The 21,823-nt window shown below is 64.4% G+C and carries 25 protein-coding genes; 11 read left to right on the forward strand and 14 right to left on the reverse strand.

Annotation, left to right across the window (positions count from 1 at the left end; genetic code table 11):
- The first annotated feature begins 100 nt into the window (after positions 1-100).
- Positions 101-748: an ATP-dependent Clp endopeptidase proteolytic subunit ClpP gene (clpP, locus tag ACO1XS_RS02780; RefSeq protein ID WP_331568054.1), complete on the forward strand. Its 648-nt coding sequence runs from the start codon at positions 101-103 to the stop codon at positions 746-748.
- 38 nt (positions 749-786) lie between these two features.
- Here the strand turns inward: clpP and ACO1XS_RS02785 are convergent, their stop codons facing one another.
- From ACO1XS_RS02785 to xseA, 5 genes are all read right to left on the reverse strand, one after another.
- Complete coding sequence (locus ACO1XS_RS02785; protein WP_331568055.1) at positions 787-1,317, reverse strand: chromate transporter; 531 nt, start codon at positions 1,315-1,317, stop codon at positions 787-789.
- Positions 1,314-1,913 carry a chromate transporter gene (locus ACO1XS_RS02790; protein ID WP_331568056.1) on the reverse strand — a complete coding sequence of 200 codons (600 nt, stop codon included), beginning with the start codon at positions 1,911-1,913 and terminating at the stop codon, positions 1,314-1,316. Before ACO1XS_RS02790 ends, ACO1XS_RS02785 begins: the two co-directional genes overlap by 4 nt.
- A 95-nt stretch (positions 1,914-2,008) precedes the next feature.
- Entirely contained in the window at positions 2,009-2,497 is a 489-nt protein-coding gene (locus ACO1XS_RS02795) for a MarR family winged helix-turn-helix transcriptional regulator (RefSeq protein ID WP_331568057.1), read from the reverse strand.
- Positions 2,498-2,651: 154 nt separating this feature from the next.
- On the reverse strand, positions 2,652-3,230 hold the full coding sequence (sodB, locus tag ACO1XS_RS02800; RefSeq protein ID WP_331568058.1) for a superoxide dismutase [Fe]: 579 nt from the start codon (positions 3,228-3,230) through the stop codon (positions 2,652-2,654).
- A 227-nt stretch (positions 3,231-3,457) separates the two neighbouring features.
- Positions 3,458-4,840 (reverse strand): exodeoxyribonuclease VII large subunit, encoded by a 1,383-nt coding sequence (gene xseA / locus ACO1XS_RS02805; protein ID WP_486389973.1) that lies wholly within the window; start codon positions 4,838-4,840, stop codon positions 3,458-3,460.
- Between the two features lie 383 nt (positions 4,841-5,223).
- Here xseA and lpxK point away from each other — a divergent pair, with 383 nt between their 5' ends.
- From lpxK to ACO1XS_RS02830, 5 genes are all read left to right on the forward strand, one after another.
- Positions 5,224-6,261 (forward strand): tetraacyldisaccharide 4'-kinase, encoded by a 1,038-nt coding sequence (lpxK, locus tag ACO1XS_RS02810; protein WP_331568060.1) that lies wholly within the window; start codon positions 5,224-5,226, stop codon positions 6,259-6,261.
- A complete protein-coding gene (locus tag ACO1XS_RS02815) occupies positions 6,242-6,448 on the forward strand; it encodes a Trm112 family protein (RefSeq protein ID WP_331568061.1) in 207 nt (68 codons plus the stop codon). Before lpxK ends, ACO1XS_RS02815 begins: the two co-directional genes overlap by 20 nt.
- A 61-nt stretch (positions 6,449-6,509) precedes the next feature.
- Positions 6,510-7,328, forward strand: a complete 819-nt coding sequence (kdsB, locus tag ACO1XS_RS02820; RefSeq protein ID WP_331568062.1) for a 3-deoxy-manno-octulosonate cytidylyltransferase — start codon at positions 6,510-6,512, stop codon at positions 7,326-7,328.
- Positions 7,329-7,532: 204 nt separating this feature from the next.
- Positions 7,533-8,195: an adenylate kinase gene (gene adk / locus ACO1XS_RS02825; protein ID WP_331568063.1), complete on the forward strand. Its 663-nt coding sequence runs from the start codon at positions 7,533-7,535 to the stop codon at positions 8,193-8,195.
- Positions 8,196-8,374: 179 nt separating this feature from the next.
- Positions 8,375-9,133, forward strand: coding sequence for a 3-hydroxyacyl-CoA dehydrogenase (locus ACO1XS_RS02830; protein WP_331568064.1), 759 nt, complete (start codon positions 8,375-8,377; stop codon positions 9,131-9,133).
- A 115-nt stretch (positions 9,134-9,248) separates the two neighbouring features.
- On the opposite strand, the gene ACO1XS_RS02835 is transcribed toward ACO1XS_RS02830, so the two are convergent.
- Positions 9,249-10,088, reverse strand: a complete 840-nt coding sequence (locus ACO1XS_RS02835) for a SirB1 family protein (protein ID WP_331568104.1) — start codon at positions 10,086-10,088, stop codon at positions 9,249-9,251.
- A gap of 5 nt (positions 10,089-10,093) precedes the next feature.
- Positions 10,094-11,644, reverse strand: a complete 1,551-nt coding sequence (gene murJ / locus ACO1XS_RS02840) for a murein biosynthesis integral membrane protein MurJ (protein ID WP_331568065.1) — start codon at positions 11,642-11,644, stop codon at positions 10,094-10,096.
- Between the two features lie 221 nt (positions 11,645-11,865).
- On the opposite strand from murJ, the gene rpsT reads away from it, so the two are divergent.
- On the forward strand, positions 11,866-12,141 hold the full coding sequence (rpsT, locus tag ACO1XS_RS02845; protein WP_331568066.1) for a 30S ribosomal protein S20: 276 nt from the start codon (positions 11,866-11,868) through the stop codon (positions 12,139-12,141).
- 239 nt (positions 12,142-12,380) lie between these two features.
- On the opposite strand, the gene ACO1XS_RS02850 is transcribed toward rpsT, so the two are convergent.
- Entirely contained in the window at positions 12,381-12,713 is a 333-nt protein-coding gene (locus ACO1XS_RS02850; RefSeq protein WP_331568067.1) for a DUF3579 domain-containing protein, read from the reverse strand.
- A 235-nt stretch (positions 12,714-12,948) separates the two neighbouring features.
- On the opposite strand from ACO1XS_RS02850, the gene argF reads away from it, so the two are divergent.
- On the forward strand, positions 12,949-13,878 hold the full coding sequence (gene argF, locus ACO1XS_RS02855; protein ID WP_331568068.1) for an ornithine carbamoyltransferase: 930 nt from the start codon (positions 12,949-12,951) through the stop codon (positions 13,876-13,878).
- Between the two features lie 43 nt (positions 13,879-13,921).
- On the opposite strand, the gene murB is transcribed toward argF, so the two are convergent.
- Positions 13,922-14,953: a UDP-N-acetylmuramate dehydrogenase gene (gene murB, locus ACO1XS_RS02860; RefSeq protein ID WP_331568069.1), complete on the reverse strand. Its 1,032-nt coding sequence runs from the start codon at positions 14,951-14,953 to the stop codon at positions 13,922-13,924.
- 149 nt (positions 14,954-15,102) lie between these two features.
- Here murB and ACO1XS_RS02865 point away from each other — a divergent pair, with 149 nt between their 5' ends.
- Positions 15,103-15,588, forward strand: a complete 486-nt coding sequence (locus tag ACO1XS_RS02865) for a YajQ family cyclic di-GMP-binding protein (RefSeq protein ID WP_331568070.1) — start codon at positions 15,103-15,105, stop codon at positions 15,586-15,588.
- A gap of 34 nt (positions 15,589-15,622) precedes the next feature.
- On the opposite strand, the gene plsY is transcribed toward ACO1XS_RS02865, so the two are convergent.
- The 5 genes from plsY to queG all read right to left on the reverse strand — a co-directional run bounded on the left by plsY (position 15,623) and on the right by queG (position 19,615).
- Positions 15,623-16,267, reverse strand: coding sequence for a glycerol-3-phosphate 1-O-acyltransferase PlsY (plsY, locus tag ACO1XS_RS02870; RefSeq protein WP_331568071.1), 645 nt, complete (start codon positions 16,265-16,267; stop codon positions 15,623-15,625).
- Positions 16,268-16,341: 74 nt separating this feature from the next.
- Positions 16,342-16,833 (reverse strand): Cys-tRNA(Pro) deacylase, encoded by a 492-nt coding sequence (gene ybaK / locus ACO1XS_RS02875; RefSeq protein ID WP_331568072.1) that lies wholly within the window; start codon positions 16,831-16,833, stop codon positions 16,342-16,344.
- A gap of 34 nt (positions 16,834-16,867) precedes the next feature.
- The gene (gene xerD, locus ACO1XS_RS02880) at positions 16,868-17,818 is read right to left on the reverse strand and encodes a site-specific tyrosine recombinase XerD (protein ID WP_331568073.1); all 951 of its coding nucleotides are present in this window, start codon (positions 17,816-17,818) and stop codon (positions 16,868-16,870) included.
- The gene (locus tag ACO1XS_RS02885; RefSeq protein WP_486389974.1) at positions 17,815-18,300 is read right to left on the reverse strand and encodes a methylated-DNA--[protein]-cysteine S-methyltransferase; all 486 of its coding nucleotides are present in this window, start codon (positions 18,298-18,300) and stop codon (positions 17,815-17,817) included. Before ACO1XS_RS02885 ends, xerD begins: the two co-directional genes overlap by 4 nt.
- A 16-nt stretch (positions 18,301-18,316) precedes the next feature.
- Positions 18,317-19,615 carry a tRNA epoxyqueuosine(34) reductase QueG gene (gene queG, locus ACO1XS_RS02890; protein WP_486389975.1) on the reverse strand — a complete coding sequence of 433 codons (1,299 nt, stop codon included), beginning with the start codon at positions 19,613-19,615 and terminating at the stop codon, positions 18,317-18,319.
- Positions 19,616-19,658: 43 nt separating this feature from the next.
- Here queG and tsaE point away from each other — a divergent pair, with 43 nt between their 5' ends.
- Positions 19,659-20,195 (forward strand): tRNA (adenosine(37)-N6)-threonylcarbamoyltransferase complex ATPase subunit type 1 TsaE, encoded by a 537-nt coding sequence (tsaE, locus tag ACO1XS_RS02895; RefSeq protein WP_331568105.1) that lies wholly within the window; start codon positions 19,659-19,661, stop codon positions 20,193-20,195.
- Complete coding sequence (locus ACO1XS_RS02900) at positions 20,177-21,754, forward strand: N-acetylmuramoyl-L-alanine amidase (protein WP_486389976.1); 1,578 nt, start codon at positions 20,177-20,179, stop codon at positions 21,752-21,754. Before tsaE ends, ACO1XS_RS02900 begins: the two co-directional genes overlap by 19 nt.
- Positions 21,755-21,823 lie beyond the last annotated feature (69 nt).

A 21,823-nucleotide genomic window follows, 5' to 3' on the forward strand; every position in this document is an offset into this window, starting at 1 on the left:
ACGAGCCGGGCCGACTTGTCACAATAGAGACACGCCGTGCGTCAACAGGATCGAAGGGCATGCCGCGCATGCCCGCGACATCATTCGTGCGAGGAACGCCATGTCCGGACATCGTCCCCCTTACCCTTACAGCCAGCTCGTGCCGACCGTCATCGAAACGACGGGCCGCGGCGAGCGCGCCTACGACATCTATTCGCGCCTTTTGCGCGAGCGCATCGTTTTTCTCGTGGGCCCCGTCAACGAGGACACCGCAAGCCTCATCGTCGCGCAGTTGCTGTTTCTCGAATCGGAGAACCCGGACAAGGATATCTCGTTCTACATCAACTCGCCGGGCGGCTCGGTCTACGACGGCCTCGCCATCTACGACACCATGCAGTTCATCAAGCCGCAAGTCTCGACGCTTTGCACCGGGTTCGCGGCCAGCATGGGTACGTTCTTGCTGGCCGCGGGCGCCAAAGGAAAGCGCTACGCGCTACCGAACGCGCGCATCATGATTCATCAGCCCTCGGGCGGCAGCCAGGGAACCGCCGCCGATATCGAAATCCAGGCGAAGGAAGTCCTGTTCCTGCGCGAACGGCTCAATCAGGTTCTCGCCGAACGGACAGGTCAATCGATCGAAAAAATCGCAAAAGACACCGATCGCGACAACTTCATGTCGGCGGATGCGGCGAAGGCGTATGGGTTGATCGACGAGGTGCTCGCCGAGCGATCGGTGCTCGACGACATCGCACGACGCACCGTGCGATGACGCTTTCACCGGCGCGCGGTGCGCGATGCGCGGTGCGTTCAGATCTGGCCGAAGCCGGTGGCACCGATCGCGGCGCCCGCGGCAAGCAACCATAACGGATGGATGCGCGTTCGAAAAGCGAGCGCGGCGCACGCCGCCGTGATCGCCCATTGAATCGCCGCCTGATTCGACGCATGCGAGATCAATACCGCGCTGGCCGCGACGAGCCCGACCGTCACCGGTGTCATACCGGACTGTACGTACCGGCGCCAGGGGCGGTCCTTGAAACGCTCCCAGGCATGCAGCGATGCGGCCGTGACGAGCGACGACGGCCCGAACTTGGCCAGCGTGGAAACGATAAAGCCGGGCCAGCCGGCCACATGCCAGCCGATCATCGTCACGATCATCATATTGGGGCCCGGTGCAGCCTGGGCGAGCGCGAAGAGTGCCGTGAACTGTTCCGCGCTCATCCAGTGATGCACCTGGACGACCTGACGCTGCATCTCGGGCAGGATCGTGTTGCCGCCGCCGAAAGCGAGCAGCGAGAGCTGGGAGAAGATGGTCGCCAATGCGACGAGCGTCGCGCTCATTTCACTGTGTCCTTGTGGGCGCTCAATGCGCTGCGCTGCCGGCGCCATGCCAGCGCGATGCTCAGTGGCGTCAGCACGAGCATGGTCGGCAAAAGCGGCAGCCGCACGAGCGCGATCGCCGCGAATATGACCGCCGCGACGAAGATGCCTTCGGGCGAGCGGACAATCGGCTTGGCCACCTTCATCGCCATGGCGATCAACAGGCCCGCGGCCGTTGCGGCGAGGCCGCCGAACATGTGGTGAACGATGGGATCGTGCTGCGTTTTGGCGTAGACGACGCCGAGCGCGATGACGATCAACGAAGGCACCGCGATGAAGCCTGTTATCGCGGCAAGCGCACCAATGGCTCCGCGAAAACGCATGCCGATCGCAACGGACAGATTGATGACATTACCGCCCGGTAGAAACTGGCACAGGCCGAGCAGATCGATGAACTCTTCGGACGACAGCCAGCGCCGCTGCTCCACCACGGCACGGCGTACGAAAGGCAGTGCGCCACCGAACGAGATCAGACCGAGACCGAGAAAGCCGACGAACAATTCGCCTACGCCGACTTCGCGCCCGTCTGCCGCCGACACTCGAGAACCCGTTGCCATCTGCTGCCCTCCTCCTCGCCGATACGATCAATGCGATCGATGCATTCGATGCGCGCAATGCTTGAACGCAGCACGCGGAGCCATCCGTACGAAGTTCAAGCGGGTGCCTTCCGCGCGGAACCTCTTTCGGGTGCGGCCCCTTCTCGATCGAAGCGGGCGAGCCGCTCGAGCAGTTCGCCCGCTTCGAGCACGACGCTGCGCTCCCGGGCGTCGAGGCTTTGGAGCATGGCCTGCGCGAGCCATTTCCCTCGTAGCGTGCGGTTGCCGTGCAGGACGCGCCGCCCCTTCGCGGTCAGCGACAACCGGGTGCGCCGCCGGTCGAGCGTATCGGCCTGACGCTTGATGTAGCCGGCCGCTTCGAGTTCCCGCAACAGCACGGCCAGATTCGAGGAACGGATGCGCTCGGCCGCACAGATCTCCGTGGGGCTCACGCCGTCGCCCAGACGATCGATCGCGCCCATGACGACCAACTGCGAAAATTGGACGGGATCCACCTGCGCTTCCTGGCGCAGACGCCGCGCCAATCCCGATATTTGGCCGCGCAAGCGCGTGGCCCGCGTCAACAGTTCGTCCGAATTTTCCATGTAGCTACAGTAACATAGCTATATTGACATAGCTATCTGGAAAATTCTCGGTTTGCCCCGCGCAATCGGGTTCGGTCGATGCCCTCGCCGTTCAAGCGCCCCAAAAAGAAAACCCCCGAAAACGGGGGTTTTCCGAGGAGACGATGTACCGTCTTTACGCGAAGTTCTTGCCGGCGAAATCCCAGTTCACGATGTTCCAGAACGCTTCGACGAACTTCGGACGCGCGTTGCGGTAGTCGATGTAGTAGGCGTGTTCCCAGACGTCGATCGTCAGGAGCGCCTTTGCATCCGTCGTGAGCGGCGTGGCCGCGTTGCTCGTCGAGACGATATCGAGCGAGCCGTCCGCCTTCTTCACGAGCCACGTCCAACCCGAGCCGAAGTTACCCACGGCCGCCTTCGAGAACGCCTCCTTGAAGGCATCGTGCGAGCCCCACTTGGCGTTGATCGCGTCGGCCAGCGCGCCCTTCGGCGCACCGCCGCCCTGCGGCGAGAGGCAATTCCAGAAGAAGGTGTGGTTCCAGACTTGTGCGGAGTTGTTGAAAACGCCGCCCGACGACTTCTTGACGATCTCTTCGAGCGAGAGATTCTCGAATTCCGTGCCCTTGATCAGATTGTTCAGATTCGTGACGTAGGCCTGGTGATGCTTGCCGTAGTGGAATTCGAGCGTCTCTTCCGACATATGCGGCGCAAGCGCTTTCTTGTCGAACGGCAACGGCGGGAGCTTATGTTCCATGGTGCAGTTCCTTCTATCGATTGATCGGGTGTGGGGTACTTTGTCGCAGGTTACGCTTCCGAGGCTTGGATTGTAGGCGACTTGGAATAACCCCACAAATCAGTAGCCCTTTTTCCGCAGTATTGAGCGCACCCGCGACGCAACGACGTAAAAAATGCTGAGATCGCGGCCTATGGTCGCATCTTTCGAAAGCCCGCTACCTGCCCGGGCATCTTCGCCACGGTCCTTCAGAAACCATCGGTCAGGCGCGGCTGCACATCAGCGAACGATACATCCGCCGCCCCTTGCGCGAGGTGGACCGTGTAGCGACGCGCGGGTTTCACCGCGCTCGGGCTGCGGATCGCCCGCCCCGTCTCGCCGTCGAGCAGTGCCGCATAGCCGCGCTCGAGCGTGCGTTGCGGGCTCAGTACTTCGAGGCGAGCGCAAAGCGTGCCCAGTTTCGCTTCCTGCCGCTCGGCCAGGCGCGCGAGCGCGACATCGAGGCGGCGCGCATATCCGGTCAGCGCGGCGCGCTCGGCCGCCAAATCGGGCCGCCACCGCTGCCAGCGAAGACGCACGACGGCAAAGCGTGCTCGCGCATCGCGCACCGGCCGTCCTCCCGCCGCGGCGAGTCGCGCCTGCAATTGCTCGAGATGCACGCGCTGTCGCCGCAAGCGCTCGGCCGGACTCACGAGCCGGCGTGCAAGCCAATCCAGTTGCTGCGCGCGGCGCTCCATCAGGCGGCCGAAGCCGCGCGCCAGCGCGGCGACGCGCTGATCGAGTTCGCGCAGCAGCACAGTACGCTGCGGGCTGACGAGCTCGGCCGCCCCGGTCGGCGTCGGCGCGCGCAGGTCGGCGGCAAAATCGGCAATCGTCACATCCGTCTCATGGCCCACGCCGCTCACCACGGGGAGATCGCTTGCCGCGATCGCACGGGCAAGCACTTCTTCGTTGAAAGCCCAGAGATCTTCGATGGAGCCGCCGCCGCGGCACACGATCAGTACGTCGACCTCGCGCCGCGCGTTGGCCTGCCGGACCATCGCCGCGAGCTTGTCGCCAGCGCCCGCGCCTTGCACGGGCGCCGGGTACACGATGACCGCCACGTGAGGCGCGCGCCGCGCCAGCGTCGTCAGCACATCGCGCAGGGCGGCCGCCTGTAGCGATGTCACGATGCCGATGGCCCGCGGGTGCGTTGGCAACGCTCGCTTGCGCTCGGCGGCGAAAAGCCCTTCCGCTTCGAGCTGCGTCTTCAATCGCAGAAACGCTTCGTAGAGCCGGCCGACGCCCGTGCGGCGCACCGCCTCGACATTGAGCTGAAGTTCGCCGCGCGGCTCGTACATCGTCACGAGCGCGCGAACCTCGATCTTGTCACCCTCGCGCGGCGTGAACTCGGCGTACTGCGCGCGGCCCCGGAACATCACGCAGCGCATCTGCGCCTGCGCATCCTTGATCGAGAAATACCAATGCCCGCTCGCCGCCCGCGTGAAGTTCGATACCTCTCCCGCCACCCACGTCAGCGGAAACGAACGTTCGAGCATCGTGCTGACAGCCCGGTTGAGCACCGACACGGGGATGGCCAGCTCGCCGTCGAGCCCCCCGCCCGGTAATCCGGATGAAGAAAATGAATGCATTCGAAGTCCCGTTTTTTCCTGGACAGACGATAGTCCGCCGCCTGACCTACGTCCAGCCGAAATTGGGCCACGCGATGCAAGGTTTCCCACATATCGAGCAGTGCGCGTCTCGCGGCGTGCGCATGGCGCGCGAGCGCGGCCAAGCGTCACAAGTCATTGATTAATAATGGATTTTATTTTATCACACAAACACGGTCACCGATGAGATGCTTGATTTATCGGCCTTTGCGTCGTTTGTGACGGGGGTTCTTCACAGAGTTATCCACAGCCGTCGCGCGTTGCACCCAGCGCCCCCGCTCCAGCCGGGCCTTGCCCGGCGCCATACGGGCGCGCTAGAGTGCCGGGTTCCCATTGCAGCGATGCGAGCCCAACCGACCGACGATATGCGCGTTCTTACCCGATTCGCCGAGAGAACCCTAGCGCGGCTCGAAGCGTACGTCGCCCGCCAATGGCAACGCCGCGGCATTTTCGCGATCGCATGCATACCGTTGGCCTGCGTGTTCAGCGCCGTCGCGGCCCTGCGCCGCATCGCTTTCTCGCTCGGCTGGCGGGAGCGCGTGCGCGTCGGAGTGCCCGTCGTCATCGTCGGCAATCTGACGGTGGGGGGAACGGGGAAAACGCCGACCGTCATCGCGCTCGTCGACGCGCTGCGCTCGGCCGGATTCACCCCGGGCGTAGTTTCGCGCGGCTACGGCGCGAAGCTTCGCCGCCCCCGGGCCGTTACCTCGGCCTCACGCCCGGACGAAGCCGGCGACGAGCCGCTGCTCATTGCGCGTCGCACCGGCGCACCGGTCTGGGTGTGCCCCGATCGCGTCGCGGCGGCCCATGCACTCGTTGCAGCGCACCGCGATGTCGACGTGATCGTCAGTGACGATGGCTTGCAGCACTACCGGCTCGCGCGCGACATCGAGATCGTCGTGTTCGATCAGCGCTTGGCGGGCAACGGCTTGCCGCTGCCCGCGGGCCCATTGCGCGAGCCGCTCTCGCGCAGACGCGACGCCACGCTCGTCAACGATCCATTCAACCGGACGCCGCCGCCCTGGCCCGACACGTTCGCCCTCGCGATCGCGCCCGGCGACGCCTGGCATCTCGCCGATCCGGCGCTGCGCAGACCGCTTTCGCAATTCGCCGGCGAGCGGGTGCTCGCCGCGGCAGGCATCGGCTCGCCCGAGCGCTTTTTCGCGACGCTGCGCGCCGCGGGGCTCGCCCCCGAAACGCTCGCGCTGCCCGATCACTACGCCTTTCGCGACGATCCATTTGCGCACACGCGCGCCGACATCATTCTGATCACCGAAAAGGATGCGGTAAAATTGCGCTCCCGGCACGACGCGCGAATCTGGGTCGTTCCTGTCGAAGCCACGCTACCTGGCCGCCTTATCGCACTCGTTGTGGAGAAACTCCGTGGACGCTCGCCTGCTTGAAATTCTCGTCTGCCCGATTTGCAAGGGGCCGCTGCGCTACGATCGCGCCCACGAGGAATTGATTTGTCAGGCCGACAAGCTCGCCTATCCGATTCGCGACGGCATCCCTGTGATGCTCGTCGACGAGGCCCGACAAACGGTCGAGGGCACCCCCGTCGAACCGCTCGATCCCGCAGGCAGCGCATGAGGCCGCGAAAGGCCGCCGAGACCGAGAGCATCCCTTCCCATCCGCAGCAGCACCTCCTTCGATGATCGACTCCCCAACGCCCGACTCTGCGTCTTTCGTCGCAGTGGTGCCCGCGCGCCTCGCTTCGACGCGCTTGCCCGAGAAGCCGCTCGCCGATATCGCCGGCAGACCGATGGTCGTGCGTGTGGCCGAACGCGCGCGCGCAGCGGGCGCGTCACAGGTGTTGATCGCCTCCGATGATGCGCGCGTCATCGACGCCGCCCGCGTGTGGGGGATCGACGCACTGTTGACGCGTGCCGATCACCCGTCCGGTACGGACCGGCTCGCCGAGGTCGCCACGCATTTCAATTGGAGCGACGACACCATCGTCGTCAATGTGCAAGGCGACGAACCGCTCATCGATCCCGCGTTGATCCGCGCCGTGGCGTCGCATCTTGCAGCCCATCCCGACTGTGCTATCGCGACGGCGGCCCACCCGATCGGAGAACCCGCGGAGGTCTTCAGCCCGAACGTCGTCAAGGTCGTGCTCGACGCGCGCGGCCGGGCGCTCTACTTCTCGCGCGCGCCGATTCCGTGGATGCGCGACGCCTATCAGCCGCATTGCTCGACAGCCGCACTCGACGTGGCGGCGATGCCGTCGCCGCCGCCCGATACCGTCTTTCGTCACATCGGGCTCTACGCTTACCGCGCGCGCTTTCTGCGCACGTACCCGACTCTCGCGCAAGCGCCGATCGAGCAGACCGAAATGCTCGAGCAACTGCGCGCGATGTGGCACGGCGAACGCATCGCCGTGCTCGTGACACCCGATGCGCCCGCGCCCGGCGTCGATACGCCCGCCGACCTCGAGCGCGTGCGCCTGCTTTTTAGCTTGGAGCGTTGATGGGCGTGGCATAATCAGGCCCGAAAAGCGCGAGCATTCGCAACACTCGGCTTCCGGTTCCCGCCTGCTTCGCCGCCCGCCTTCGCGAACACGATGCCCGATGGGCCGTGCCGCCGGCGGGACACCGCCGCTGGGTGTCCGCGGGGATGGCCGATTCGCTCGAACTTCGCGCCGCAGCATTCCATACAATTCGGAGATATCACCATGCGTTTGATCCTGTTGGGTGCGCCCGGCGCCGGAAAGGGTACCCAAGCCAACTTCATCAAGGAAAAATTCGGGATTCCGCAGATTTCGACCGGCGATATGCTGCGGGCGGCGGTGAAAGCCGGCTCGCCGCTCGGCGTCGAAGCCAAGCGCTTCATGGATGCGGGCGAACTCGTCCCCGATGCGCTCATCATCGATCTCGTCAAGGAACGGCTCCGCGAGCCCGATTGTGCGAAGGGCTATCTGTTCGACGGTTTTCCGCGCACGCTGCCGCAGGCCGAAGCGATGAAGCAGGCCGGCGTCGCCATCGACTATGTTCTCGAGATCGATGTGCCGTTCGACGAAATCATCGTGCGCATGAGCGGCCGACGCACCCATCCGGGCTCGGGCCGTACCTATCACGTGAAATTCAATCCGCCGAAAGTGGAAGGCCTGGACGATGTAACGGGCGAGGCACTGATCCAGCGTGAGGACGACAAGGAAGAGACCGTGAAAAGACGTCTCGATGTCTACGTAGCGCAAACGAAGCCGCTCATCGAGTACTACCAGCAATGGGCACAGCGCGGAGCCGAGAACGGACTTCAAGCGCCGCAATATCGCCGCATTTCGGGACTCGGCTCGGTCGACGACATTCGCCAGCGCGTGTTCGAGGCGCTCGTATAACGCGCACGCTCGATCTCGTCGCGCGACGAGCGCTCGGCAACCGCGCAAGACCCGCCCTCGCCGGCGGGTTTTTTTGCGCCCGCGACAAGCGATTACAATCTGCTGCGGTCCATCGCCCCGCGGTCACGAGCCGCGCCGGTGCGGGCCGCCATCCAGTCAACACGCCAAGGAGTCACAGCATGGAAATTCGCGGCAACGCATTTTTGATCACCGGAGGCGCATCGGGGCTCGGCGCCGCGACGGCACGCCTGATCGCACGAGAAGGCGGCAAGGTGGCCCTCGCCGATTTGAACGAAGCGGCGGGCAATGCGCTTGCGGGCGAACTCGGCGGCACCTTCGTCAAGTGCGACGTGAGCCGAGAAGAAGATGCGCAGCGCGCCGTGGATGCCGCGCTCGGACTCGGCAAGCTCGTCGGCCTCGTGAATTGCGCCGGCGTGGCGCCGGCCGTCAAGACGGTCGGCAAGGACGGCCCCCACCCGCTCGAGGCGTTTCGCCGCACGGTCGAGATCAACCTGATCGGTACGTTCAACGTCTTGCGCCTGGCCGCCGCCGCAATGGCGAAAAACGAACCCAATGAAGGCGGTGAGCGCGGCGTGATCGTGAATACGGCCTCGGTCGCCGCGTTCGACGGTCAAGTCGGCCAAGCCGCCTATGCCGCATCGAAAAGCGGTGTGGCCGGCATGACGTTGCCGATCGCGCGCGACTTGGCGCGCAACGGTATTCGTGTGATGACGATTGCGCCGGGCATCTTCGAGACGCCGATGCTGCTCGGCATGCCGAAAGAAGTACAGGATTCGCTCGGCGCCATGGTGCCGTTCCCGTCGCGCCTCGGCAAACCGGACGAATACGCGATGCTGGTCAAGCAGATTCTCGACAATCCGATGTTGAACGGCGAGGTCATTCGGCTCGACGGTGCCATTCGGATGCAGCCGAAATAACGGGGGCCGAACGGCAAAACGCCCGCAGCGCGCATCGCGCTTGCGGGCGTTTCCAGACTGTTCGTGGCGCTCCGTTCGGTCACGCGGGAGAGCGCAGACTCCGCGGCGGATGCGCTCAGCCGTTGCCCTGATCCGTCCGTTGACGCAACTCCTGGAGTTGCGTTTCCACGGTCATCGCGTCTTCCGCATCGGGGCGATCGTTCAGGTAGTGCTCCAGATCTTCGAGCGCGGGCCGCAGGTAGTCCAGCCGCGCGTAGGCGAAACCGCGATCGCGCACCTCTTCGATGTCCTCGGGCAGCAAGATGACGAGCCGCTGCTGCACGGCAAGCAAGCGCTGCCAGCGCTCCGTTTGCAGATAAATCGCCTTCAGATTGCGCAGCATGCGCGCGATGATCTCGCGGCTGGTAGCCGGCTGAAGCAGCATGCGCAGCGCACTGCCGAGCGATTCGGTCACGTGCGAAAGATAGGGCTCGAGCATCTCCACCATCTGCGCCTCGGAGAGCGACTGACCCGTTGTCGGATCGAGCATGACATCGCCCTCCGGCAACGTCACGCGCATCAGGAAGTGACCCGGAAACGAAACGCCATGAACGGGCACGCCAATCTGCTCGCCCAGCTCCATATAGAGCACGGCCAGCGTGATCGGAATGCCGCGGCGCCGTTTGAGCACCGTATTGAGATGGCTGTTGTCGGGGTCGTAGTAGTCGTTCAGATTGCCGGCGAACCCAAGGTCGCGGAAAAAGAATCGGTTCAGCGCGCCAATTTTTTCGGTCAGCCCCGCCTCGGCGGGCAAGCGGCGCTTGAGCCGCAACGCGAGTTCGTCGAGTTCGGCCAGCGTGGCCTGCAAATCGACGTCGGGATAAGCATCCTGCGCGATCGCAAGCGCGGTCTCGGTGAGCGGCAGGCCGTCGTCCTCCGCAACCAGGCTGGCGAAGTAATCGAGAACCGATGTCATGATCGTCACTTGGCTCGCCTTCTGAAGTACGCGTATTTGAAACCCATCAGCCACAGCATGCTGAAATATAGCGCGGCAAAGAGCACACTGCAGGCGGCGAGCAAGCCGATGCGCTCGAGCGGCCGCGCGTGCATGCCGATCCAGTCGAAGTTCGCCGCGCACCAGTGCATCGCGCCGGCCAGCACGAGCGACGCACCGGCCAACTGAGCCAGGAACAACGTCCATCCGCTCGACGGCGTATAAATGCCGCGCCGGCGCAACCCGGCGAACAACAACAACGCATTGACGCAAGCACCGAGCCCGACGCTCAGCGTCAGTCCGGCGTGCGCGAAGATCGGCACGAACACGAGATTGCCGATCTGGGTCGCAATCAACACACCCACCCCGATCTTCACCGGCGTCTTGATATCCTGCTTCGCATAGAAGCCCGGCGCGAGAATCTTGATCAGAATGAGCCCGACGAGTCCGACCCCATAGGCGGCCAGTGCGCGTCCGACCATCACGACCGAAAAACCGTCGAACCGGCCATAGTTGAATAGCGTCGCGGTCAGCGGCTCGGCGAAAAAGAAGAGCGCGAGCGCACTCGGCGCGGCGAGTAGAAACGTCACGCGCAATCCCCAATCGAGCAAAGCCGAATACTCGTGGGTATCGGCGTCGACGTGGGCCTTCGAGAGGCTCGGCAGCAGGATCGTCCCGAGCGCGACCCCGAGCAGCGCGGTCGGGAACTCCATCAGGCGGTCGGCGTAGTTGATCCAGGACACGGCGCCGGGCCCGAGCCGCGATGCGATGTTCGTGTTGATGATGAGGCTCAACTGGGCCACGGATACGGCGAAAGTGGCCGGCACCATTTTGACGAGCACACGCTTGACGCCGCGATGGGCGAGCGCTGCGATCGGATTGAGCCCGATGCGCGGCATCATGTCGATTCTGCGCAGCCCAGGCCATTGCACGGCGAATTGCAGCACGCCGCCCACGATGACGGCCCACGCGAGCGCGAACACGGGTACTTTCAGATGCGGCGCGACGGCCAGGGCCGCCACAATGAACGAAATATTCAGCAGTACGGGTGCGAACGCCGGCAGCGAAAAGTTTCCGTAGGTGTTGAGCACACCGGAAGCCAGCGTCGTCAGCGAGATGAAGATGATGTACGGGAACATGATCCGCGTCATCGAGACGGCGAAGAAGAATGCCTGGCCATCGTTCTTCAGCCCGGACGCGACGACGAACACCACCCACGAGGCCCCCGCCACGCCCGCGAGCGAGATGGCCGCGAGTGCCCAGGCGAGCACGGTCGACATGGCGTCGACTAGCCGCTTCGTCGCATCATGCCCCTCGCTGTTCTTGAATTCGGCGAGAATCGGCACGAACGCTTGCGAAAATGCCCCCTCGGCCGAGAGGCGCCGTAGCAGGTTCGGAATGCGGAAAGCGACATAAAAGGCGTCGGTGAACTGGCTTGCACCGAAGGCTCGGGCAATCAGCGTTTCGCGGATCAGGCCGGTCACGCGGGAGAGCAGCGTGAAGCCGCTGACCGTCAGCAGGGCTCGGAAGAGATTCATGGGGCGCCTATTATACGGACAGCCGATGTTCTCTCCGCTGCGGCGTGAAATTTGCCAGGTCCCTGATTTTGTTGCTATACTCGCGCGTTTCGAAGCTCTGTCTCGCTTCGCCAACGGTTTTTGCGCCCCGGGCAACCGTTCCCGGCGGTTGAATCGAAAAACGGTGCCTGAACGAAGATTCGGCCGGGCACCGGCAAAACAGTACAGGACAAGGAACTCTCATGGCTAACTCTGCACAAGCACGCAAGCGCGCCCGCCAAGCCGCGAAAGCGAACTCGCACAACTCGGCGCTTCGCTCGAAGTACCGCACGGCGGTCAAGGCTGTCCGCAAGGCGATCGAAGCCGGCGATCAAGCCAAGGCTGCCGAAGTCTTCCGCCTCTCGGCCAAGACGCTCGACGTCATCGCCGACAAGAAAATCGTGCATAAGAACAAGGCCGCTCGCCACAAGAGCCGCCTGGCCGCTGCCCTCAAGGCATTGCAGCCCGCTGCGCAGTAACCTCGCAGTCAGCCGTTCCGCTCGAGCGCCGAAGCGGCGCTTTACGTCTGGGCCATACGGCCTGGGCCATCACGGTCCGAGCCATCTCGAATGGCGCGGAATGATCGAGCGCACGTAAGGACGAAAAAAAGCCCGCAAACGAACGTTGCGGGCTTTTTTGCTATGCGTCTTTCTTTCCCTCGGCGCTTGCCTCGTCGCACACCCGAGGACGGCCTTAGGCGACCGTCGGGCGCGACGTTTCAGCCGCCGCGCTTCATCGCGCCATGGTCTTCCGGCAATTCACAGGCTTCGGTGACGACGAGGTTGTTATCTTTCGCGAAGTTCATGACGAAATCGAACGCCATAGGCTCGAGTTCGCGCAGGCGCGAGTCGAGAATGACGCATTTGAGATCGCCAAGCAACGTCGGACGCACATAACGCGAATACTGGAGCCGGGCATTGGGACCCCGCACGCCGGGACCGTAGCAGGCCATGACGCCGGCCAGACGCTCCGACCAATCGCTCGGCCGAAACTTCTTCCCGTCATGGGTGATGCCCTGAATGAAATACTCGATGAAGGGTGCTTCGACCATGCAAGAAACCCATGTGAGGCGCCCGAAGCTGGCATGCCCGCCGGGCTTGAGGAAACCTGTCGATTATACCGGAACGGACTTTCTTCCGCACCGCACACAAGAAGCAAAGGGCGTACCGTGACGCTGCCGCCGACTCGTCAAACGGCGGGAAATCCTTTATGCTGCATCAGGTTATCCATTGCACGGCGGCACCGCCCGACCCCTTCCGGCCGGCCCAGTCCGCCGTATTTGCTTTATGTCTGACAAAAAAGTCCGCCACTATCTGCAGTTCAAGGATTTCTCGCTGGACGAGTACGAATACGTGCTGGAACGTGCTCGCATTCTCAAGCGCAAGTTCAAGAACTACGAGACCTATCACCCGCTGCACGACCGCACGCTCGCGATGATCTTCGAGAAGCATTCGACGCGCACGCGGCTCTCGTTCGAAGCCGGCATCTTCCAGCTCGGCGGTCACGCGGTATTCATGAGCACGCGCGATACCCAACTGGGCCGCGGCGAGCCGCTCGAGGATGCGGCGCAGGTCATTTCCCGGATGGTCGACATCATCATGATTCGCACGTTCGGGCAGGACATCCTCCACCGCTTCGCCGAAAACTCGCGGGTGCCCGTCATCAACGGGCTGACGAACGAATACCACCCGTGTCAGGTGCTGGCCGATATCTTCACGTTCTATGAGCACCGCGGGCCGATCGCCGGCAAGGTCGTCGCATGGGTGGGCGATGCGAACAACATGCTCTATACGTGGATCGAGGCGGCCCAGATTCTCGGCTTCAAGCTACGCGTTTCGACGCCGGCCGGCTATAAGCTCGAGCGCTCGCTCGTCGCGCCTGAAAGCGCGCCGTTTTACGAGGAGTTCGACGATCCGAACGAAGCGTGCAGCGGTGCGGATCTCGTCACGACCGATGTCTGGACGAGCATGGGCTTCGAAGCGGAGAACGAGGTGCGCAAGGCCGCATTCGCGGAGTGGTGCGTCGACACGGACATGATGGGTCGCGCGAAAGCCGATGCCCTCTTCATGCATTGCCTGCCGGCTCACCGCGGCGAGGAAGTCAGCGCGGAAGTCATCGACGGCCCGCAAAGCGTCGTCTGGGACGAGGCCGAAAACCGGCTGCACGTTCAAAAAGCGCTCATGGAGTTCCTGCTGCTCGGCAAGCTCAATCACTGAGCCTCATGCGCCGGCCCGATGAAGGGCCGCCGCCTTCAAATGCTCAAATCACGAGCGGCTCGGGCTCGAGTTCGACGCCGAACCGCTCGCGCACATCGGCTTGAATCGCACGAGCGAGCGCCAGCACGTCGGCACCGGTGGCCCCGCCGCGATTGACGAGCACGAGCGCCTGGCGCTCGTGTACGGCCGCTGCCCCAATCGCCCTGCCTTTCCAGCCGCATCGGTCGATGAGCCAGCCGGCCGCAAGCTTCGCCCGGCCGTCAGCCTGGCGGTAGGCCACGATATCGGGCGCCTTCTCCCGCAGGGCTTCCAAGGTCGAAGCGTCGACGACCGGGTTTTTGAAAAAACTGCCCGCGTTGCCGAGCACGAGCGGATCCGGCAGTTTCGCGCGACGCACGGCCACCACGGCCTCGAACACCGCCTGAGGAGTCGGGGCAGCCCCACGCGCGTCGAGCTCGCGCGCGAGATCCGCGTAATCGACGCGCGGCGTCCACGCCTTCGGCAAACGGAACGTGACCGAGGCGATCGCGAAACGCTCGCGCCCCTCGCGCTTGAACACGCTGTCGCGATAGCCGAAACGGCACGCGTTCGCATCGAATTCGGCGCAAGCCCCTGTCGCGAGTTCCACCGCTTCCAGCGCGGCGAACCGCTCGCACATCTCGAGCCCGTAAGCGCCGATATTCTGGATCGGCGCGGCGCCGACGGTGCCCGGAATCAACGCGAGATTCTCGAGCCCCGGCCAGCCCATCGACAACGTCCACGCGACGAACGCGTGCCAGTTTTCGCCCGCCTGCGCCTGGACGTACCAGGCCTCGTCGTCCTCACGCACGAGCCGCTTGCCGGTCAGCTCGACGATCATCGCGAGTCCGTCGAAATCGTCCGTGAAGACGATGTTGCTGCCGCTGCCAAGCACGAGCGTGCGCATGCCCGCCGCACGGGGATCGCGCGCGGCAAGCGCGAACTGCTCCGGGCGTTCGATGCGGCAGGCTAGGCGCGCGCGGACGTCGAAGCCAAACGTGTTGTGCGCGCGCAGCGGGTAGTTCGCGAGAAAGGCGACGGGATCGGTAGCGGACATCGGCAGGGCCCCTGGCGGCGGCGACACGCCGCAGCTTGGGCAAATGAGAATGGGATCGGTAAAATGGCAGTCGGTCCGTGATTATAGCGAGTGACGCCCGCGCCACGCGGTTCGCGTCGCCGATGCTTCAAACCCTGGGAGAAAACTCTATGCCGTCGTTCGATGTCGTTTGCGAAGCCAACATGGTCGAAGTGAAAAACGCGGTCGAACAGTCGAACAAGGAAATTTCGACGCGCTTCGATTTCAAGGGCTCCGACTCGAGAGTCGAGCAAAAAGAGCGCGAGCTGACGATGTTCGCCGATGACGAGTTCAAGCTCGGCCAGCTCAAAGACGTGCTCATCGCGAAGATGGCCAAGCGCAATGTCGACGTGCGCTTTCTCGACTACGGCAAGATCGAGAAAATCGGCGGCGACAAGGTCAAGCAGATCGTCACGATCAAAAAGGGCGTCTCGGGCGATCTGGCGAAAAAGATCGTCAAACTCGTCAAGGACAGCAAGATCAAGGTCCAGGCGAGCATTCAGGGCGATGCGGTGCGCGTATCGGGCACCAAACGCGACGATCTGCAAAGCGTGATCGCGATGCTGCGCAAGGACGTGACCGATACGCCGCTCGACTTCAACAACTTCCGCGACTGAACCCGCTCGTGCTCGCCAGCCGCGCGAGCACGCGTCAGTGTTTGCGCGGGTGCGCGTGCGAGCCAGGCGCCGCCGGCGTCTTCTTTTCGCCGATACGGCTTTCCTTGCCGGCAATCAGCTTGCCGATATTGCCGCGATGGCGCCAGATCAGCAGCGCGCTCATCGCAAAAACGGCCCAGGCCACGACGTTGGGGCCAAACAGGAAGACGTCGAAAAGCGGGGCGAACACGGCGGCCACGAGCGCGGCCAGCGACGAGTAGCGAAAAAAGAACGCAACGATGAGCCAGGTCAGCACCGTCGCGAGCCCGAGCACCGGGTTGATCGCAAGCAGAACGCCAGCGGCCGTGGCGACGCCTTTCCCACCCTTGAACCTGAAAAACACCGGGTACAGATGGCCGAGGAAGACCGCTAGCGCCACGGCGGCGACGGCATTGTCATCGAGGCCGTAGCGCGGACCCACATGCGCTGCGAGCCAGACGGCGAGCCAGCCTTTGAACGCATCGCCTGCCAGCGTCAGCACGGCCGCGACCTTGTTGCCGCTGCGCAGCACGTTCGTCGCACCGGGGTTCTTCGAGCCATAGGAGCGCGGATCGGCCAGGCCCATCGCGGCGCTGACCACGACGGCAAACGAAATGGAGCCGATCAGATAGGCAAGAACGGCGGCAACGAGAATTTCCATGGAGAGGCTCTTTCAACAGTGACGTGCGCGTAAGGCCGAGTGCGGCGCACATTCTACCGAACACGGCCGCCCGTTCAATCGACGCTCGCGCAGTGGACCGGTTTTGCATCGAGCAATGCGGTCAGCACGCGGGGCTCGAGGCTCACCAGATAGCCGCGGCGGCCTCCATTCAGATAGATCGAATCGAGTTCGAGGATCGAGGCTTCGACATAGACCGGCATCGACTTTTTCGTGCCGAACGGCGATGTACCGCCGACGAGATAGCCCGAATGCCGGCTCGCTACCTCGGGCTTGCAGGGTTCGACACGTTTCGCGCCGATCTGCCGGGCGAGATTCTTGGTCGACACCGTGCGGTCTCCGTGCATCAGGACGATGAGCGGCTTGGCCTGCTCGTCCTCCATGACGAGCGTCTTGACGACGTGGTGTTCGTCGATGCCGAGCTGGCGCGCCGATTCGGCGGTGCCGCCGTGCTCGACATAATCGTAAGGGTGCTCGCCGAAACGGATGCCGTGGCGGCGCAGCAACTGCGTCGCGGGGGTCTCGGACACATGTTTCGTTTTGTTCATCGGCGCATTGTACGGCGACCGACAGGCACGCGGTTCAACCGCGCGGGTGGTGGGCCGCGTGCAACGTCTTCAGTCGTTCGCGCGCCACATGCGTGTAGATTTGCGTCGTCGAAATATCGGCGTGGCCGAGCAGCAGTTGCACCACGCGCAGATCGGCGCCGTGGTTCAGCAGATGCGTCGCGAACGCGTGCCGCAGCGTGTGCGGTGACAACGGGGCGCGAATATCGGCCGCGCGCGCGTGGCGCTTGATGATGTTCCAGAACTGCTGGCGCGTCATGCCCTCGGCGCGCGCGGTCACGAAAAGGGCGTCGGCGCCGCGCGCCGCGAGCAAGGCAGGCCGCGCATCGCGCAGATAGCGCGTGATCCAGCCGTGCGCCTCTTCCCCGAACGGAACGAGCCGCTCTTTCGAGCCCTTGCCCATCACGCGCACGACACCTTCGTTCAGCCCTACCTCGACAGTCTTGAGCGTCACCAGCTCGCTCACACGCAATCCGCTCGCATACATGAGCTCGAGCATCGTGCGATCGCGCAGGCCGAGCGGCGTATCGATCTGCGGCGCGGCCAGCAGGGCCTCGACCTGCTTTTCCGTCAGCGTCGACGGGAACCGCGGCGGCTGTTTAGCCGAGCGGATCCGCAGTGTAGGATCGGCCTTCGCGCGATGCTCGCGCATGGCCCACGCATAAAAACGGCGGAACACGGAAAGGCGCCGGTTCGCCGATGTCGCCTTGCCGTCGCTGCGCGCGGCGAGATAGCCGTTGACATGAAGCTCGGCCGCCTCGTCGATGCGCAGCCGATGCTCTCGGCCCAGCCACTGCGCGAACAGGCGCAAGTCGCGCCGGTAGGCTTCGAGCGTATTGCGGGCCAGCCCTTGCTCCAGCCAGAGCGCATCGCAAAATGCGTCGATCGACTGCGTGCTCGCCACGGCTTCGGGCGCCGGCGCGTCGTCCGCGGGAAGCGCCGCGTCGAAATCGGCAAGCTCGCTCATAGCGCGAGCGCCTGCTGTGCGCTTTCATGCGCGAGGAGCCAGCGCTTGACGCGCAGGTAGAAACCATCGCCGGCATGATGATTGAAGCCGCCGAGGCCGTTCGCCGCCACCACGCGATGGCACGGAATCACGATAGGAAACGGGTTGTCGCCGCAGGCTTGGCCGACGGCGCGCGGCACGCCATCGATCTCGCGCGCAAGGTCGCCATAAGTGCGCGTCTCGCCCGGGGCAATCGCGCACATCGCCTGCCAGACGCGCCGCTGAAAAGGCGTGCCGACATCCGCAAGCGGCAGATCGAACGACGCATCGGCCGTTTGGAAATAACGCGCGATTTGCGCCACGGCGCGCTGGGCCAGCGGCGAGACCGGTGCACGCGGCTCGGCCGACGCGGGCAGATATTCGATCAGCTCGACGACGCCGGTCGCATCGTTCACGCGAATGCCCACCTTGCCGAAAGGCGCGTCCATCACGGCGCTCAACATAGTCCCTCCCCTTTGCTCATGCCGCCTCGAGCGCCCATTCGACGTGCTCTCGCACGAGCGCCGACGCGTCGCCGGCCCGCGCGCGCAATGCGGCGACGATGCGCTCGCGAGCGGCCGCATCGAGCGCCGCGCCGCCTTCGACGCGCAACGCGTTGCCGAGCGCAACAGCCAGGTTGCGTAGCCAGCATTCGTAACCGATACGCCGAATCGCACTGCCTTGCAAGCGCAGATCGAAGTCATCGGCGCTCCAGGCGAACAGCTCGACGAGCGTCGCTCGATCGAGCCCGTGGCGGACGTCGAAGTCGTCCACGGGCGCGGCCTGCGCGAACTTGTTCCACGGACACACGAGTTGGCAATCGTCGCAACCGTAGACGCGATTGCCGATCAACGGTCGCATTTCGACGGGGATGCTGCCCTTCAGCTCGATCGTCAAGTAAGAGATGCAGCGGCGCGCATCGACCCGATACGGCGCGACGATCGCCCCGGTCGGGCAGGCATCGATGCAGCGCGTGCAATGGCCGCAATGCGCTCCGGCCGGCCGGGACGGTTCGCTGCTATCGACGGGCAGCGGAATATCCACATAGATCTCGCCGAGAAAGAAGAGCGAGCCCGCATCGCGTTCGAGCAGCAGCGTGTGTTTGCCGCGCCAGCCGATGCGCGACTTGTGCGCGAGCTCGACTTCGAGCACCGGCGCGGAATCGGTGAACACACGGTAACCGTATTCGCCGATCTCCCGCTCGATGCGCTCCGCCAACTGCTGCAGCCGCTGGCGCATGACCTTGTGATAGTCCCGGCCACGCGCGTAGATCGACACGACGGCCGCCGACGGGTCGGCGAGCCGCGCTTGCTCGCGCGCGCGCCAGTCGGCCGGTGCGTCTTCGGGCGGAATGGACGATCTGAACGATTTGACGCTCGAATCGGTCGGCCCGCCCGGCACCTCGCCTGACGAGCTGCTTTCAACCTTGCGCGATTCGAGCACCGCGGCCGGCATGTATGCGATGCGCGCGGTGATCACCCGTCGCGTTCCGGCCACAAGCTCGGCCGGCCGCGCGCGTTTCACCCCATGTTTGGCCATATAATCCATCTCGCCGTGGCACCCCGCCTCGAGCCAGGCGAAGAGCCCAGCCTCGGCCTCGGACAAATCGATATCGCTGATACCGATCGCACCGAAGCCAAGCTCGCTGCCCCATGCCTTGATCCGCTGTGCGAGCGCCGCCAGCGCCGCATCGTCGAGACGCGAGCCAAGGGCGACCCTCTCTTCGCGACGCGAAGCGTCCTGCGAAGCGCCTGCCGCTTCGGACGTCTTCCTGCTCATGGCGGCGTGTTCCGTGCATCGTTCATCACGCTATTTTACGAGAATGCCCGTGGCGCCCGATTCGTCGCTTCATCCGCCCGCGAGCGTCCTGCTCGAGCGCACTTTCGCGCTCGAGAACCTCGCCGCCACCGAAGCATTCGGCGCACGTTTTGCTACGGCGATCGAAGCGGTGCGCGTCAGGCCTGCATTCGAGGGCCTGCAGGTGCAACTGCTCGGCGATCTCGGCGCCGGCAAAACGACGCTCGTGCGTGCCACCCTTGCAGGGCTCGGACACCGGGGCCGCGTGCGGAGTCCCACCTACACACTCGTCGAACCGTATGCGCTGCCGCGCGAGGGGGGCCAGTTCGACGTCTATCACTTCGATCTTTATCGGTTTGCCGACCCGGCCGAATGGGCCGACGCCGGCTTTCGCGAGTATTTCGATTCGGGTGCGGTCTGCCTCGTCGAATGGCCGGAAAAGGCCGGCGAGTTGTTGGGCGTGCCCGATCTGGTCTTCGCGCTCGAAACCGAGGGCGAGCGCCGTCGGCTCGATGCGCGCGCCTACAGCGAATCAGGAAAAGCATGTCTAGAAAGATGTTGATCAAGCCGTTCCATTCGATCGAATCGGCCGCCACGGCGGCGCCGAGCTGGCGCCGGCGCAAGGTGCTGCGCGCCGGCGCCTCGACGCTGCTCCTCGGGCTCGCTGCGCCATTGCTCGCGCCGGTGAACGCGCTTGCGAGCTCGGTGCTCGGCGTGCGCGTCTGGCCGGCGCGCGATTACACGCGCGTGACGATCGAATCGGACCAGCCGCTGCAAAACACGCAGCAACTGCTGCAGGGGCCGGACCGGCTCGTCGTCGATCTCTCGGGGCTCGATCTCGATCAGGCGTTGCGCGATCTCGTCTCGAAGATCGCACCGAACGATCCGCAGATCCGCTCGGTACGCGTCGGCCAGTTTCAGCCCCACGTCGTGCGGCTCGTGTTCGACCTCAAGGGCTCGGTCAAACCGCAAGTCTTTTCGCTGCCGCCCGTCGGGACCTATCGCTACCGGCTCGTGCTCGACCTGTACCCGACCGTCGCTCCCGATCCGCTCATGGACCTGCTCGCGCAGACGGAGCGCAAGGAAAAGCAACTCGGCGAAAACCAGCCCGGCAACGAGCCGCTCGCGCCGGCGCCGCTCGGGGGGCCCAGCGCGCCGCCCGCGCCCGGCGACAACAGCGATGCGTTCTTCGAGCGCTACGCCCAGAACCTGCCGCCGGAAGGACATGCCGGCAGCGGTAACGCACCGTCCGGGCGCAAGCCGGGCAGCTTCACTCACGGCAAGAGCGGCAAGGAAGCCAGCGGCGGCCAGGCGACTGGCGATGGCTCGGACAGCGCGCTTGCGCGCAATGGCGATGACGGATTGGGGGACGAAGCCTACCCGTTTTCGACGCCGAAACCCGGACGCACGGTTCGGCTGCTGACCGTCGCCATCGACCCGGGCCATGGCGGCGAAGACCCAGGCGCGATCGGCAGCGCGGGCACCTACGAAAAACACATTGCACTCGACGTCGCGAAGAAGCTGCGCGCGCTGATCGACGCGCAGCCCAACATGCGCGCGATGATGACGCGCGATGCGGACTTTTTCGTGCCCCTGAACGTTCGCGTGCAAAAAGCACGGCGCGTCAGCGCGGATCTTTTCGTCTCCATCCACGCCGACGCATTCACGACCCCGGCGGCGCGCGGCTCGTCCGTGTTCGCGCTCTCGGAGCACGGCGCCTCGAGCGCGGCGGCACGCTGGATGGCGAACAAGGAAAACGCGTCCGATCTGATCGGCGGGATCAACGTCAAGACAGCGGACGAAACCGTGAATCGCGCGCTGTTCGATATGTCGACCACGGCGCAGATCCGCGATTCGCTGCGCTATGGGTCCTTCGTGCTGCGCGAAATCGGCGACATCAACAAGCTGCACAAGGGTGCTGTCGAGCAAGCCGGCTTCGCGGTACTGAAGGCGCCCGATATCCCCTCGATCCTCGTCGAAACGGCTTTCATCAGCAATCCCGAGGAAGAAGCGCGCCTGAACGACGAGAACTATCGCAATCAAATGGCGAGCGCGATCCTGAAAGGCATCAAACGCTATTTCGCGGCCAATCCGCCGCTCGCCAAGAGCCGCATGACCTGATCGACACAGTCGACACAGACGCCCCGGTACAATGACGTCGTCGCGCAACGGCGTGTCGCCACGGAGCCT

Source organism: Trinickia sp., from assembly GCF_057351765.1.

Bases quoted from the DNA above. Each gene is read 5' to 3' on its own strand.
- xseA (WP_486389973.1), bottom strand. From the start codon at position 4,840: ATGCATTCATTTTCTTCATCCGGATTACCGGGCGGGGGGCTCGACGGC.
- kdsB (WP_331568062.1), top strand. From the start codon at position 6,510: ATGATCGACTCCCCAACGCCCGACTCTGCGTCTTTCGTCGCAGTGGTG.
- rpsT (WP_331568066.1), top strand. From the start codon at position 11,866: ATGGCTAACTCTGCACAAGCACGCAAGCGCGCCCGCCAAGCCGCGAAA.
- ACO1XS_RS02790 (WP_331568056.1), bottom strand. From the start codon at position 1,913: ATGGCAACGGGTTCTCGAGTGTCGGCGGCAGACGGGCGCGAAGTCGGC.
- lpxK (WP_331568060.1), top strand. From the start codon at position 5,224: ATGCGCGTTCTTACCCGATTCGCCGAGAGAACCCTAGCGCGGCTCGAA.
- ACO1XS_RS02785 (WP_331568055.1), bottom strand. From the start codon at position 1,317: ATGAGCGCGACGCTCGTCGCATTGGCGACCATCTTCTCCCAGCTCTCG.
- ACO1XS_RS02885 (WP_486389974.1), bottom strand. From the start codon at position 18,300: ATGTTGAGCGCCGTGATGGACGCGCCTTTCGGCAAGGTGGGCATTCGC.
- argF (WP_331568068.1), top strand. From the start codon at position 12,949: ATGTCTGACAAAAAAGTCCGCCACTATCTGCAGTTCAAGGATTTCTCG.
- ACO1XS_RS02850 (WP_331568067.1), bottom strand. From the start codon at position 12,713: ATGGTCGAAGCACCCTTCATCGAGTATTTCATTCAGGGCATCACCCAT.
- clpP (WP_331568054.1), top strand. From the start codon at position 101: ATGTCCGGACATCGTCCCCCTTACCCTTACAGCCAGCTCGTGCCGACC.
- tsaE (WP_331568105.1), top strand. From the start codon at position 19,659: ATGCCCGTGGCGCCCGATTCGTCGCTTCATCCGCCCGCGAGCGTCCTG.
- plsY (WP_331568071.1), bottom strand. From the start codon at position 16,267: ATGGAAATTCTCGTTGCCGCCGTTCTTGCCTATCTGATCGGCTCCATT.
- ACO1XS_RS02795 (WP_331568057.1), bottom strand. From the start codon at position 2,497: ATGGAAAATTCGGACGAACTGTTGACGCGGGCCACGCGCTTGCGCGGC.
- sodB (WP_331568058.1), bottom strand. From the start codon at position 3,230: ATGGAACATAAGCTCCCGCCGTTGCCGTTCGACAAGAAAGCGCTTGCG.
- murJ (WP_331568065.1), bottom strand. From the start codon at position 11,644: ATGAATCTCTTCCGAGCCCTGCTGACGGTCAGCGGCTTCACGCTGCTC.
- queG (WP_486389975.1), bottom strand. From the start codon at position 19,615: ATGAGCAGGAAGACGTCCGAAGCGGCAGGCGCTTCGCAGGACGCTTCG.
- ACO1XS_RS02835 (WP_331568104.1), bottom strand. From the start codon at position 10,088: ATGACATCGGTTCTCGATTACTTCGCCAGCCTGGTTGCGGAGGACGAC.
- ybaK (WP_331568072.1), bottom strand. From the start codon at position 16,833: ATGAACAAAACGAAACATGTGTCCGAGACCCCCGCGACGCAGTTGCTG.
- ACO1XS_RS02830 (WP_331568064.1), top strand. From the start codon at position 8,375: ATGGAAATTCGCGGCAACGCATTTTTGATCACCGGAGGCGCATCGGGG.
- murB (WP_331568069.1), bottom strand. From the start codon at position 14,953: ATGTCCGCTACCGATCCCGTCGCCTTTCTCGCGAACTACCCGCTGCGC.
- xerD (WP_331568073.1), bottom strand. From the start codon at position 17,818: ATGAGCGAGCTTGCCGATTTCGACGCGGCGCTTCCCGCGGACGACGCG.
- ACO1XS_RS02900 (WP_486389976.1), top strand. From the start codon at position 20,177: ATGTCTAGAAAGATGTTGATCAAGCCGTTCCATTCGATCGAATCGGCC.
- adk (WP_331568063.1), top strand. From the start codon at position 7,533: ATGCGTTTGATCCTGTTGGGTGCGCCCGGCGCCGGAAAGGGTACCCAA.
- ACO1XS_RS02865 (WP_331568070.1), top strand. From the start codon at position 15,103: ATGCCGTCGTTCGATGTCGTTTGCGAAGCCAACATGGTCGAAGTGAAA.